This window comes from Bacillus haikouensis (assembly GCF_013179555.1).
GTDB classification, from domain to species: Bacteria; Bacillota; Bacilli; order Bacillales; family Bacillaceae_B; genus Rossellomorea; species Rossellomorea haikouensis_A.
In genome coordinates this window covers 1-12,830 of sequence record NZ_JABMCR010000115.1, presented here as the reverse complement: position 1 = coordinate 12,830, position 12,830 = coordinate 1, and the positions used below count along the sequence as shown (strand labels likewise).

Below are 12,830 nucleotides of genomic sequence, written 5' to 3'. Positions count from 1 at the left end.
AATCAGGAGTTTGTTGTAGCTATTATCATGGCCTTTTCTGCTTATATTATTTTAAGAGGAATAGCTATTTTCTTTGGAAAAGCAGGAAAAGGCTATCTGGAAAATATTGAATCACCCAAAAAGCTGTATTTGCAGTTGATCGGTGTTTATTATGTTGTTTCTGGTGTCTTGGGCTTGTTGATACCAAGACTTGAATGGAAAACTGAAGACATCTATTTTGCCATTGCTTACTTTGCAATCGGTTCAGTTGTTTTCTGGGTGGGTCTCGATTTCTTCATTAAACGGGACAAGAAGAAAAAGCAGCTTCAGCAGAATTAAGGTAAAGAGCTCTGGTATGTACCGAGCTCTTTTTTTTGTGTTGGAAATACCCCGGCCCATCCTGCCTAAACAATTGAATTTCCTGCTATTTAATTGGTGAATACAGGAAGTTGAGGGCGGAATGGTTTAACACCATCCATTATTGGGGTATATCCCAAATTGGAGGGATGAATATTGCTGCATCAAGAGAGTAAATCAACCAAACGTAATTCACCTGAAAATAAGAAAGACTTCTACATCCACCAGCTATTGAGGATCGGTGTATATAAATATTTCGGAAAACAGCTTTATGAGCTTTCGATGAGTGAACTACAGGAAGTTTACATCGAATATTATGTGAACAATAATGATTTAATAAGTTAAAAAAGACGAACCTTTGAAAGGGATCGTCTTTTTTAGTGGATTGTTTGTTATTGTTAAGGAATATCATGTCCCATCGAGCTTCGCAGTATTTCAAACCATTGATCATGATTTAATGTTATTGAACGGGAATCAATGGCGGTTTGAATCCGTTCTTTTTTTCCAGAACCTGCAATCGGCATGATCCTGGCTGGATGATGCAACAGCCATGCATATAGAATGGAATCGATTCCTTCAGCATTGGTTTCTTCCTGGATCTTTTCAAGCGTTTCACGAAGGCGGAGAGCTTTATCGTCCTGACCGGTGAAGATATTCCCGCCAGCAAGCGGTGACCATGCCATCGGTGCAATCCTTTTTTCCTGACAGAGATTCAAGGTTCCGTCTTCCATATTTTCAAGATTGTAAGCCGATAATTCAATCTGATTCGTCACCAAAGGGAAAGGCAGATGGGATTGAAGCATATTCCATTGATGCACCTTGAAATTTGAAACCCCGAAATGACGGACTTTTCCCTCTTTCTTCAACTGAATAAAGGCTTCTGCCACCTCTTCGCCATTCATAAATGGATCGGGTCGGTGAATGAGCAGAACATCGATGTAGTCGGTACGTAGATTTTTTAAAGATTGTTCAACTGAAGACAAAATGTGTTTCTTACTCGTATTGTAGTGATGTGTTTGATGCTGAGGTCGATTTGTTGACGGAAGGACGATACCGCATTTTGTTACAATCTCCATCTTTTCTCTTATGGAGGGGGTCAGCGAAAGCGCATCTCCGAACATCTCTTCACATGTGTATGACCCATAAATGTCGGCATGATCGAATGTGGTAATGCCCTGCTCAAGACAAAATTGAATCAGTGATAATGTCTCTTCCTTCGATTGGTTCCATTCTGAAAGCCTCCATAAACCATGAATGATGCGGGAGAAGGATAAATCTTCACTCATTGTAATTCGTTCCATATGTACAACCTCTTTTCCTAATTTGTATGGAGTCTTACTAATCAGTCATACTAAAGAGTATCTTACTATGCCGGGAAAGGAATATAAAATGATAACCCTTTTATCGAACTGGGGTCTTGAAAATGCCCGTATAATCAGCCGCCATTCAAACGTATGGAAGGTGGACTCGGGAAAGAGCACCTTTTATTTAAAGAGAAGAACACAAACCTCGATCTTTGAACGTTGGGAAGAATTCCAAGTCACACAATATTTAGTTGGAAATGGCGTTTTTGCAGAGACACCGATCCTTACAGAAAATGGTGCTCCCTTCATCATCTGGGAGGATTCTTTTTATTCTCTATATGCATCTTTAAATGGAGATTCTTTACAGCATTTTCACATGATTACCCCTGATCAATGCTATATAATCGGTGGATACCTGGGGAGATGTCATCAAGTCTTGATGACTTATCCTGTAAAGGAGAAAACTGCTGTATGGGACGTTTTTGGACATATGGAGGGATGGCTCTCTATAGGTCAGACAGAATTGAAAGAATGGGCAGTGAAGGTGTATAACTCGATTGTCTCCCTTGAAGAATATGTCCAAATGCCTTATCAGCTCGTACATAGTGATGTCCATTTGGGTAATTTCATATGGGGAGAACATGAGATCTCCGGGCTGGTAGATTTTGAACGGATCAGACGATCACCGCGAATTGCAGATGTTAGTTATTTCATAACCGGCCTCTTACGAAATTCGTTCACAGATGGCGATGCCGGTGGATTGTTCAAAAAAATAAATCTGTTTCTCAAAGGATATTCATGGAGGCAGATGCTTGATGAGAAGGAAATCATTTCTTTATATCCCTTGATCATGCTTTTTCTCCTTCAATATACGTTATTTTATTCCTTCAATGGGTTCTTAAAGGAAGCTTCCAGCATGGAGACATTGGTTTGTTCCTTATCAGACAGGAAGGAATTTATGGAGTCATTGACTGACCTTTAGGGGATTTTTGCCCAATTATTGTTGAATTATCACGCTTTCTATGGCAAAGTAAGGGTGTAAAGAACGTTTATCTAATTACATATCTGGAAATGTAGGGGGACCGGTGCGGCCGGTTGAGATTGTATCCATTCTGATGCTGACCCTTGGAACCTGAACTGGCTGATACCAGCGTAGGAAACATATTCTCAAACATCAATAAGTTTGATAATGCGCCCTGGGCTGAGCCCGGGGCGTTTTTTATTGATTTTCATCATGATCGGGTCTAATTGTGAGAAATAAACGTTAGTATATGCACCAAGAGGAGGAACGGAATGAACAAATTAATCGTACTTATATGCACGGCAATGTTATTAACAGCATGCGGCGGGGGAGAAGGGGAAGAGAAAGATCAGTTGAAGAAGGTCTCGGTCGTCCTGGACTGGACACCGAATACGAATCATACCGGACTTTATGTGGCAAAGGAAAAAGGTTACTTCAAAGAACATGGACTTGATGTGGAGATCCTGAAACCCGGGGAAGCCGGGGCTGACCAACTTGTGGCATCAGGAAAAGCCGAATTTGGAGTAGGCTATCAGGAAGGTGTGACCCAGGCACGTGTACAAGATGTACCTATTGTATCAATTGCGGCAGTCATCCAGCATAATACATCAGGATTTGCATCTCCTAAGGAAAAAGGGATTACATCTCCCACGGATTTTGAAGGGAAAAAATATGGAGGATGGGGTTCTCCGGTTGAAGAAGCAGTTATGGGCTCCATTATGAATCAGCAAAACGCCGATGTTGAAAAAGTTGATTTCGTCAATATTGGTGATACGGACTTTTTTACAGCTGTGAAAAGGGATGTGGACTTTGCCTGGATTTTCTATGGATGGACAGGTATTGAAGCAGAAATTCGCGGTGATGAATTGAATATGTTATATGTAAAGGATTACTCCGAAAATCTTGATTATTATACACCTGTTCTGACCACGAACGAAAAAATGATTGAAAATGAGCCGGATACCGTCAAATCATTCCTTGCAGCTGTTTCGAAAGGTTATGAATTAGCCATCGATAAACCTGAGGAAGCAGCTCAAATCCTTCTTGAAGCAGAGCCGGATTTGGATAAAGAATTAGTAATGAAGAGCCAGGAATGGCTGGCACCAAGATATCAGGATGATGCAGATCGCTGGGGCGAGCAAAAACTTGAGGTTTGGGAGAGCTATGCAGACTGGATGTATGAAAATCAATTATTGGACAAAAAATTAGAAAGTAAAAAAGCGTTCACAAACGAATTTTTACCCAAATAGAGGTGAGAGATATGAGTAAATCACTTGTAAGCATTCAAATCATTCCAAAGACTAAAAATGGGGAAGATGTTATCCCGTATGTTGATGAAGCGATTTCAGTCATTCATGCTGCAGGAATCAAATATGAGGTACACCCTTTGGAAACGACGATGGAGGGGGATTTGGAGCAACTCTTCGATGTCATCCGGAGAATGAATGAACGGATGATTGAAATGGGCAGTAAAAACGTCATTTCTCAAATAAAAGTCCTTTATCAGCCTGACGGGATCCAAATGGACGATCTGACGGGGAAATATAAATGACAACAGTTGTTCGCAGAGGGTGGAGACCTGTCTTGGTCCTCATCCTTTTTTTCATTTCATGGCAGCTTGCAACTGCGTTATTTTCCATCCCTTCATGGTTGATCCCGTCCCCTGTTGAAATCGTGAAAGAAGGAATCAATTCATGGAATGCGTTCAGGGGTCACCTTACATCAACCATACTGCTGAGTGTATCCGGTTTTATTATTGGTTCGATGATCGGCCTTGCAACAGCACTGATCTTACATTTACTGCCGAAAGTGAAACAGGCGATCTATCCACTCTTAATCCTGTCGCAGAATATCCCGATCATCGTCCTTGCCCCGTTACTGGTCGTATGGTTCGGGTTTGGATTTTTGCCTAAGATTATCGTGATCACGTTAGTCTGCTTCTTCCCATTATCGATTTCCGCAATGGATGGATTCAGACAGACGAATGAAGAGTACGTTCACTATATGAAAATGGCGGGCGCAACGAAAATGCAGCTTTTCCGAAAGGCGGAATGGCCGCACGCACTTCCGTCGATTTTTTCTGGACTCAAGATCTCGTCAACGTACAGCGTGATGGGTGCTGTCATTTCCGAGTGGCTCGGTGCCCAAAAAGGAATCGGGGTTTATATGACACTTGCTTCTTCTTCGTTTCGGACAGATCGGGTTTTTGTGGCTATTTTCATGATTATGATACTCAGTTTACTCTTTTTTGGCATGATCGCTTCATTGGAAAAGATGGTGGTTAAGTGGAAGCGGAAGGAGGGCATATAAGATGACGTCATTATTAATTAAGAATCTTTCGAAGTCATTTGAAGGGGAAATGATCCTTGAAAATCTTTCATTCAATGTAGAAGATGGTGAATTTGTTACGATCCTGGGTCCATCAGGCAGCGGGAAGAGTACATTGTTTCATCTGATTGGGGGACTATTCTCCCCAGATGAAGGGGAAATCGAATTAGATGGAAAGTCTATTACCGGAAAACAGGGCTCGATTGCCTATATGCCCCAGACCCCCTCGCTTTTGCCCTGGCGTACAGTGATTGAAAATGTACTGCTCGGTCAAGAACTGCACGGAAATACGGACAGGGGGAAAGCACTCCAAATGATTGAACGGACGGGCTTGAAAGGATATGAGAAAGCTTATCCCGCACAATTGTCAGGGGGGATGAAGCAGCGTGCTGCATTCATCCGTGCATTGGTGAGTCCGCAAACCTTCCTTTGTCTGGATGAACCATTTTCTGCTCTGGATGAATTTACACGTCTTGATATGCAGAAATGGCTGCTGTCCATCTGGGAAGAAGACCGCAGTTCTGTCTTATTCGTAACACATAATATCGATGAAGCCCTATTTTTATCGGATCGAATTATTGTATTATCCAACAGGCCGGCAAGGGTGCAAAGGGAATTTACGGTCCCGTTTCCCCGGCCAAGACAAAAGGAGATCCTGTTGACTGAAGAGTTCTTATCATGGAAAAAAGAAATCTTTGAGGAATTATCCTATTTTTCATAATACTTCCCGGCGTGATAAAACATCTTTTACCATCATAATTCTACACCTTCTGACAAAAAATGAAGACAGTAGAATAAATGAATAAGAAGGTGAAGAAAATGGATGTGAGCAATCAGAACCTCCCGTATACCGCGGGAGATGTGGTTTATGTCATTTACCGAAATCCCCATACTCAAAGCGTCGCGAATGTGCAAGAAGCGGCTGTTGTGAAAAATCCGGAAAACCCCGAGGAATTGGCCTTGTTCCTTTATGAAACATATTATCCATTATCAGATGACCTGGCTGTATACAACTCAGAAGAAGAAGCTGAGCAGATATATAACCAATCATTCGGTGACCTTTAGGATGAAGAGACATGGTTAAGCCATTCGTACCGCAATTGGTTTACTTTGAACCAGGTGCACTAGAGTATCCATTGGGGAAAGAGCTGAAAGAAAAGTTTGAAAAAATGGACGTGGAAATAAGATATACAACATCTCATAATCAGGTAAGGGATCTTCCGGGAGATAATCATTTCCAAAAATACAGAATCGCGAAATCCACCCTGGTGGTCGGAGTAAGAAAAACATTGAAATTCGATACGTCCAAACCGTCTGCGGAATATGCGATTCCATTTGCAACCGGATGTATGGGTCATTGCCACTATTGCTATCTGCAGACGACAATGGGAAGCAAGCCGTACATCCGCACCTATGTAAATGTAGATGAAATTCTCGAGTCTGCAGATAAATATATTTCGGAAAGGGCACCTGAAATAACAAGATTTGAAGCAGCATGTACATCGGATATCGTCGGGGTCGATCATCTCACCCATTCCTTGAAACGTGCGATTGAGCACTTTGGTGAATCTGAACATGGGAAACTGAGGTTTGTGACAAAGTTCCACCACGTCGATCATTTGCTTGATGCCAGGCATAATGGTAAAACAAGATTCAGATTCAGCATAAATGCTGATTATGTCATTAAAAATTTCGAGCCGGGCACATCTCCGCTTGTAAAACGATTGGAGGCGGCGGGCAAAGTGGCCGGTGCCGGATATCCGCTTGGATTCATCGTCGCTCCCATATATATTCATGAAGGATGGGAAGAAGGATACAGGAAAATGTTTGAGCAACTTAATGAAAATCTGCCCCCTGAAGCAAAGGAAGACTTGACATTCGAGTTCATTCAGCACAGGTTCACTAAGCCGGCAAAAAGGGTTATTGAGAAAAATTATCCGATGACAAAGCTCGAATTAAATGAAGAAGAGAGACGGTATAAGTGGGGGAAATATGGAATCGGTAAATATATTTATCAAAAAGATGAAGAACAGGAATTGAAAGATAAACTCTATGCGTATATGGAGGAATTTTTCCCTCAATCCAAACTTGAATACTTTACTTAAAAGAGAAAATAAAAAAGGACTGATTGCATTTTATCAAAATGATAATCAGTCCTTTAATTAATGTCGGGAAGGATTTCTTCAAGACTTTTTACCTTTAAGGCTATTTCATCACATATTTCCTGATAGCATGCCCATTCTTCAAGATGATTACTGGAACGTTTCCTTGGATTTGGGAGCTCCCAATGGATGACCTTTTTCTCCAAGTCCGACGGTAAGCTGATGTCTTTGTCATATTCTGTGTCCTGAATTTTAACAATCACCGATGCATGATCTAACTCTGGTATTTCGATACGTGTGCAGGGGATAGAGCTAATATCAATACATAATTCCTTCATTGCAAGGACAGAAAGCTCGTGATCAGTCTCAACAACCCATCCTGCGCTTTTGAAAGACCAGTTTGGTACAGAAAGTTTTTCTGCCCATCCCTCAGCCATTAAACTGCGCTGCTGACTGCTTGAAAGAAAATATACAATTCTTTTCATAGGCTATGTTCCTTTCTGTTTTCATGCTGTTATTACTATTTACCCAATACTCAATTGTGTAATCAATAATCGTGATGAGAATTAATGGAAACTTCATTAATAGGTACAAAAGATTAATAAATCCCTTAAATTATGAAACGATTTTTATTTTTTATAGTAGGAAAGATTTAAATTAAAGGCAAACTACTTAAAAAATTCAATAAATCAGTATAATGAAAAAGGGAAATGATTTTATAGCAGCTGCATTCAGATTCAGTCAAAAGTAAAAATTTACTGGTTTAGAAATTTTATAAGAGGGTAAACATCAGTAAATTATTTTGTGCAATTTTCACATGTAAGATTCAGTTTTTTATAAGGAGGTACATCAATGAAATTCAACTTAACAACAAAGATCATCCTCGCCTTGATTCTAGGGGCTTTGGTAGGTCTGGTCCTAAATATATTTGCTAAGGATTTATTTGATATATTGGATCCATATTTATTCACCCCGCTGGGAAAGATATTCTTGAATTTGATCAGTATGCTCGTTGTACCGATTGTGTTCTTATCCATTGTTTTGGGTTCTGCCGGTCTCGGCGATCCAAAGAAACTTGGAAGAATAGGTCTGAAAACAATTTTTTACTTTCTGGTAACGACATGTATCGCCATTATCATCGGATTAACACTTGCCTATATCATTGATCCCGGACTGGTGGAAGGGATTGACCGCAACCAGGCACAGAGCTTTGAAGCTGAGAAAGCGCCTCCAGTCGGCGAAACACTTATGAATATCATTCCTAAGAATCCATTAAACGCAATGACAGAAGGGAATATGCTCCAAATTATTGCTTTTGCGCTATTCGTAGGTTTAGGATTGACTGCACTGGGAGAAAAGACAAAGGGCATCCTTAAATTAGTCGAACAGGGTAATGATTTAATGATGTACCTTGTGACACTGGTAATGAAGTTTGCTCCATATGGAACATTTGGACTCATTGCTTCAGCTATCGGAAGTCAGGGAACAAGTGCGCTCAAAGCGATGTGGCTCTATTTCGTGGTCGTTTTAGCTGCATTGATTATCCATGCGATCATCACTTATGGAAGTACGGTGGCATTTCTTGCAAAGAAGAATCCAATATGGTTCTTCAAAAACTTCAGTCCGGCCATGAGCGTTGCTTTCAGTACCTCAAGCAGTAACGCTACCTTACCGATATCAATGGATGTAGCACAGGAAAGACTAAAGGTATCTAAATCAGTAAGTTCATTTGTACAGCCTTTGGGAGCAACAATCAACATGGACGGAACTGCCATTATGCAAGGAGTCGCTACGGTGTTTATCGCTCAGGTTTATGGTATCGACTTGACTCTTGAGCAATTGGTCTCTGTTGTACTGACTGCCGTTCTTGCAAGTATCGGAACTGCTGGTGTTCCGGGCGTCGGGTTGATCCTGCTTGCAATGGTGTTAAGTTCAGTGGGCCTCCCTGTAGAAGGAATCGGTCTTATACTTGGGATTGACCGTCTGTTGGATATGGCGAGAACTTCCATAAATATTTCAGGAGATGCAGCCTGCGCCCTGTTTGTTTCTGAAAGTGAGAAAAATCGTACAATAAAGGAACAAAGAGGAGAAGTTTAATTAATTAAAAGAAGATAATCGCCTATTAAAAGGTGATTATCTTCTTTTTTGCTGTATTATAGCTGATTGCTGAGTTTTGACAATTCATTAAGGAATCGCCGTTCAGTGATTAAAAATTCTTGTAAGGGGAAAACAGACTAGTGTAATATTACACTAGTCTATAAAAAGCAGGTGTTACAATGACTAAAGAAGAAATCATCCTGATCATTTCTAATAAGCTGAGATTAATCAGAACAGAGGCAGGTTATACACAAGATAAAATGGCGAATGTGATTGGTCTGTCTAAAAAGACTCTTGTTCAGGTTGAAAAAGGAAGAATAGAGGCAAACTGGACTGCGGTGATTGCTGTTTGTGCATTGTTCAGGGACAACGAAACATTGACAACGAGTTTAGGCGGTGAACCTCTCGAGGTGATCGAGACAATTGCACGGGAAGGAATGGATTATCGAAAAGAAAAAACTCTTGGAGGTAAAGTTTGGTGGAAAGAGATGGATAGAGAGGAAGGGTTCGTCCTTCAGCAAAACCTTTTCAGTAAGCATTTCCGGATCTTGGATCGAGATGATTACCGCATTTACAGCAGTTTTGATGAGGAAAGTTCAAGGTCCCGATTTAATGAGATCACAAAAAATCCCAATTCATTAAAAGGGTAACGAGATAATGATCTATGTTCATACAATGAGGGAGGAGGGTGGGACAAAAGTGTTTTAGTCTAAGTAAAACCCGAACTAATTTGCCTTCTTACTGGCAAATTAGTTCGGGTTTTTATTTTGTTCAATGTCCATTGAGATTTTAGCTCTTTCCAGCGGTAGATTGGAGTGTCCAGCAATAGGGTGGCAACACAGCTTGCCGAGGAGGCGCGTGGGCTACCCGCGGAAAGCGAAATCTTGCACGGAAATCATTAGCAGTATTAAGAACATACACAGAAAATGTTTTCTTTATGTCTTGGTTTATTAGTTTTGTCCCTGCACCTCCCTCATAGAGCTATTTAACAAGCATTACACTCGTTTCACAGTTATGGGCAACTTTTTCACTGACACTGCCGAGTACCCATTTTTTTAGATTTGATTTCCCTGTATTGCCGACAAGAACCAAGTCTGCATTGCTGTCTTTTGCATATTCACAAATCCTTTTTGCTTCTGTGCCAGATAAGTGAACATAGTTTATATCGAGTTGGTAAGGATCTAATTTTTCTTTTACATTTCTTAACACTGCATGAGAAGAGGATGGTGCCGAAATTCCCCGGGTGTTATCCACTACTTTGTTAGAATTTAATTTTTCATCGCGGGATACGGACAGATTTCCCATGTACTGATTATCAAATCCTGGTGAGGTATCAGCTAGCGCATGTGTAGGAGTATAATGATCGCGTGTTTCCGTCGTCCCTTTTTCTTCTGAAACATAAAGAATTGTAAGTTTAGTATCCGGAGATAATTTAGTTATTTTTAATGCTTCGTCCAAAGCTTTTTTACTTCCGTCAGTTTCATCATAAGCTACAAGCAACTGCTTATACATGTAATCACCTCTTTTATAAGATGTTGTTTATTTACCCCTTTTTTCGAATACTTAATCATTTATCATTCATCACCGTAAACTTCCCTGCAATCGTTTCAGCTGCAAATCTTACAAATTCGATAATAAAGTTTTCATAAAGAAAGAGCAGGATGGGGGGAAGGTCCATCCTGCTCTTTCTATTTGTATGTTTACTTAAAAAACGTATAATAGCTGATTCATTTTTAACTGATTCTTATAGCATGCTGATTATCCAGCCAATTACTACGATTGCACCAATGACCATAAGGATTGTACGTAACATGTATTTCACCTCGACTTATAGATATCAATAGAGAATATATTCTTCTTTATAACCGGTTAATGTATTGTTACCCCGGAAAAAGTTAACTAAAACATTCTTCTCTATTTACTTGCTTTGACGTGTTTTTCTAGTTTGAACTAAAAGCAAAAAAATATAAGTAAGATTATTCACTTATTGGAGAGTTAATTTAGAGGAATATGAAATATTGGTTAATTATGAGGGAATATGATGCGGCCGTGCGATGTTGATCAGCAGAGGAAATTTGATAAACCTGTTCAATAATCAGATTCAAAGAAGGATACACTGTCAGACTTAAGGCGGAGGAAAAAACCACCAGCAGACGCTCAATGCGATTCAGAAACTCGAGTAAGATAAATATATATTAGAAATGTTAGGGGCTGGGTTCCATTGAAAAAAATGATAAAAATTTTTAAAAACCCCATTTTTTTAAAGCTTTTCTTTGCCAATTTAACTTCTCATATGTGAAGTGTCATTGGACTTACGGCGTTTATGTTTTACCTTCTGGACCGTTTTTCAGATCAGCCTATGTATGCTTCCATCACGGAAATGATGTATTCTCTTCCGACGCTGGCGGTATTCTTTCTTGTCGGGGTATTGGCAGACCGGATGGATCGGCAGAAGATTGCCTACCATTGTGACACCGTCAGTGCCGTTTTGACTGTGGTCCTTTTCGCAGCGATTTACATCGGGTGGCTCCCGTTGATATTTGCAGTTCTTTTTTTACGGAGCGGGGTACAGAAGTTTTTCTTCCCTGCAGAGCAGGCAATCCTTCAGGGTGTTTTATCTAAAGATGATTATTCGACAGCTGCAGGATTGAATCAGATGGTAACGAGCTTGTTTATGCTCCTTGGTAATGCCATTGCAATATTTGTTTACTGGAATGCAGGGATATATGGCGCACTTCTTGTGGATTTCATTACATTTGTATTAAGCGCGATCTTGATTAAGCGGTGTGTCATACCCGAGGATGTGCGTCTGCCGAATGGACAACATACATGGAAGGATTTAAATATCTCGTTAGTCATGAAGGATTTTAAATCCGGTCTGGAATATATTCTGAATAACAAGCTCCTTCTCTCCCTCATTAGCGGATTCATCGTCTTTGGAATTGTGAACGGGGGGTTCTCTGTCATCCCGATCTTCATTCTGAAATACAAGCTGGCTCCTGAAACGTATGAAGAGTATTCCATCATTCTGGGGGTTGCTTTCGGGTCAGGAGTCTTGATCGGAAGTATCGTTTCTTCCATGCTTACCCAAAAATTCAGGTTTCATCAGTTAATCGTGACAGGTCTTGTCATTTCAGGAACGTTCATCATTGCAGCATCATTTGCACCGGTCACATGGATATTCATGTTGATCGTGTTTCTTGCAGCATTGGGGCTGCCCCTGGTAAATATCGCTATCGGGGGGTGGCTGCCAAGTATTATCGATCCAAAAATGATGGGAAGGGTCCAGGGATGGATCAACCCATCGATGATGTTGTCCCAATCAATTACACTTGGGATCATCGCCGTCACTTTCCCTGCAGTCGTTTCTGTAGAAATTCTATATTGGCTTGTAGGAGGCTGTTTGATAATAGTTGGTGCTTTCTACACAGTAATCCTCCCTAAGTTCCTGAAAGAGGAGGAAATCAAACCAGCTGTAGTAAATGGATGATGAACAAAGAATGCTCACTGTGAATATAAATGGATGGTATTCAGATTATGACTGACCACTTCGCAGCCAATCGGAGTAATCATTGCATTCGAATCATATCGTGGATTGGGTGCACCCGAACAGGAACGTAGACATTATGTATTAAGAAAATT

The 12,830-nt window shown here is 40.5% G+C and carries 14 protein-coding genes, 1 pseudogene and 1 riboswitch; of the genes and pseudogenes, 12 read left to right on the top strand and 3 right to left on the bottom strand.

Annotated elements, in window-relative coordinates; translation table 11 throughout:
- Together HP456_RS12265 and HP456_RS12260 are read left to right on the top strand one after the other, a co-directional pair.
- The coding region (locus HP456_RS12265) for a hypothetical protein (RefSeq protein WP_172251460.1) at positions 1-318 on the top strand (318 nt) is incomplete at its 5' end.
- A gap of 174 nt (positions 319-492) precedes the next feature.
- A complete protein-coding gene (locus HP456_RS12260) occupies positions 493-681 on the top strand; it encodes a Fur-regulated basic protein FbpA (protein WP_246288999.1) in 189 nt (62 codons plus the stop codon).
- Positions 682-734: 53 nt separating this feature from the next.
- Here HP456_RS12260 and HP456_RS12255 read toward each other — a convergent pair whose 3' ends face one another.
- A complete protein-coding gene (locus tag HP456_RS12255; protein ID WP_172251459.1) occupies positions 735-1,637 on the bottom strand; it encodes an aldo/keto reductase in 903 nt (300 codons plus the stop codon).
- Positions 1,638-1,704: 67 nt separating this feature from the next.
- On the opposite strand from HP456_RS12255, the gene HP456_RS12250 reads away from it, so the two are divergent.
- The 7 genes from HP456_RS12250 (at position 1,705) to splB (ending at position 7,094) form a co-directional block, all read left to right on the top strand.
- Complete coding sequence (locus HP456_RS12250; protein ID WP_172251458.1) at positions 1,705-2,622, top strand: phosphotransferase enzyme family protein; 918 nt, start codon at positions 1,705-1,707, stop codon at positions 2,620-2,622.
- A gap of 83 nt (positions 2,623-2,705) precedes the next feature.
- A riboswitch (TPP riboswitch) is annotated at positions 2,706-2,816 on the top strand.
- Between the two features lie 117 nt (positions 2,817-2,933).
- Positions 2,934-3,911 (top strand): ABC transporter substrate-binding protein, encoded by a 978-nt coding sequence (locus HP456_RS12245; RefSeq protein WP_172251457.1) that lies wholly within the window; start codon positions 2,934-2,936, stop codon positions 3,909-3,911.
- Positions 3,912-3,922: 11 nt separating this feature from the next.
- Positions 3,923-4,213: a thiamine-binding protein gene (locus HP456_RS12240; RefSeq protein WP_172251456.1), complete on the top strand. Its 291-nt coding sequence runs from the start codon at positions 3,923-3,925 to the stop codon at positions 4,211-4,213.
- A complete protein-coding gene (locus tag HP456_RS12235; protein WP_172251455.1) occupies positions 4,210-4,971 on the top strand; it encodes an ABC transporter permease in 762 nt (253 codons plus the stop codon). Before HP456_RS12240 ends, HP456_RS12235 begins: the two co-directional genes overlap by 4 nt.
- 1 nt (position 4,972) lies before the next feature.
- Positions 4,973-5,710 carry an ABC transporter ATP-binding protein gene (locus HP456_RS12230; RefSeq protein WP_172251454.1) on the top strand — a complete coding sequence of 246 codons (738 nt, stop codon included), beginning with the start codon at positions 4,973-4,975 and terminating at the stop codon, positions 5,708-5,710.
- A 98-nt stretch (positions 5,711-5,808) separates the two neighbouring features.
- Positions 5,809-6,054, top strand: coding sequence for a transcriptional regulator SplA domain-containing protein (locus HP456_RS12225; RefSeq protein ID WP_172251453.1), 246 nt, complete (start codon positions 5,809-5,811; stop codon positions 6,052-6,054).
- An 11-nt stretch (positions 6,055-6,065) separates the two neighbouring features.
- Positions 6,066-7,094, top strand: a complete 1,029-nt coding sequence (gene splB, locus HP456_RS12220; protein ID WP_172251452.1) for a spore photoproduct lyase — start codon at positions 6,066-6,068, stop codon at positions 7,092-7,094.
- Positions 7,095-7,147: 53 nt separating this feature from the next.
- Here splB and HP456_RS12215 read toward each other — a convergent pair whose 3' ends face one another.
- A complete protein-coding gene (locus tag HP456_RS12215) occupies positions 7,148-7,576 on the bottom strand; it encodes a low molecular weight phosphatase family protein (RefSeq protein ID WP_172251451.1) in 429 nt (142 codons plus the stop codon).
- 367 nt (positions 7,577-7,943) lie between these two features.
- On the opposite strand from HP456_RS12215, the gene HP456_RS12210 reads away from it, so the two are divergent.
- Positions 7,944-9,188 (top strand): dicarboxylate/amino acid:cation symporter, encoded by a 1,245-nt coding sequence (locus HP456_RS12210; RefSeq protein ID WP_172251450.1) that lies wholly within the window; start codon positions 7,944-7,946, stop codon positions 9,186-9,188.
- Between the two features lie 179 nt (positions 9,189-9,367).
- Positions 9,368-9,838, top strand: a complete 471-nt coding sequence (locus HP456_RS12205) for a helix-turn-helix transcriptional regulator (RefSeq protein WP_172251449.1) — start codon at positions 9,368-9,370, stop codon at positions 9,836-9,838.
- 331 nt (positions 9,839-10,169) lie between these two features.
- Here HP456_RS12205 and HP456_RS12200 read toward each other — a convergent pair whose 3' ends face one another.
- Complete coding sequence (locus tag HP456_RS12200; protein WP_172251448.1) at positions 10,170-10,700, bottom strand: universal stress protein; 531 nt, start codon at positions 10,698-10,700, stop codon at positions 10,170-10,172.
- A 709-nt stretch (positions 10,701-11,409) separates the two neighbouring features.
- Between HP456_RS12200 and HP456_RS12195 the strand changes: the two are divergent.
- Positions 11,410-12,678: pseudogene (locus HP456_RS12195) on the top strand (MFS transporter).
- Positions 12,679-12,830 lie beyond the last annotated feature (152 nt).

Excerpts from the sequence above, each read along its gene's own strand:
- HP456_RS12250 (WP_172251458.1), top strand. The coding sequence starts at position 1,705 with ATGCCGGGAAAGGAATATAAAATGATAACCCTTTTATCGAACTGGGGT.
- HP456_RS12225 (WP_172251453.1), top strand. The coding sequence starts at position 5,809 with ATGGATGTGAGCAATCAGAACCTCCCGTATACCGCGGGAGATGTGGTT.
- HP456_RS12255 (WP_172251459.1), bottom strand. The coding sequence starts at position 1,637 with ATGGAACGAATTACAATGAGTGAAGATTTATCCTTCTCCCGCATCATT.
- HP456_RS12205 (WP_172251449.1), top strand. The coding sequence starts at position 9,368 with ATGACTAAAGAAGAAATCATCCTGATCATTTCTAATAAGCTGAGATTA.
- HP456_RS12210 (WP_172251450.1), top strand. The coding sequence starts at position 7,944 with ATGAAATTCAACTTAACAACAAAGATCATCCTCGCCTTGATTCTAGGG.
- HP456_RS12245 (WP_172251457.1), top strand. The coding sequence starts at position 2,934 with ATGAACAAATTAATCGTACTTATATGCACGGCAATGTTATTAACAGCA.
- HP456_RS12240 (WP_172251456.1), top strand. The coding sequence starts at position 3,923 with ATGAGTAAATCACTTGTAAGCATTCAAATCATTCCAAAGACTAAAAAT.
- HP456_RS12200 (WP_172251448.1), bottom strand. The coding sequence starts at position 10,700 with ATGTATAAGCAGTTGCTTGTAGCTTATGATGAAACTGACGGAAGTAAA.
- HP456_RS12230 (WP_172251454.1), top strand. The coding sequence starts at position 4,973 with ATGACGTCATTATTAATTAAGAATCTTTCGAAGTCATTTGAAGGGGAA.
- HP456_RS12215 (WP_172251451.1), bottom strand. The coding sequence starts at position 7,576 with ATGAAAAGAATTGTATATTTTCTTTCAAGCAGTCAGCAGCGCAGTTTA.
- HP456_RS12235 (WP_172251455.1), top strand. The coding sequence starts at position 4,210 with ATGACAACAGTTGTTCGCAGAGGGTGGAGACCTGTCTTGGTCCTCATC.
- splB (WP_172251452.1), top strand. The coding sequence starts at position 6,066 with ATGGTTAAGCCATTCGTACCGCAATTGGTTTACTTTGAACCAGGTGCA.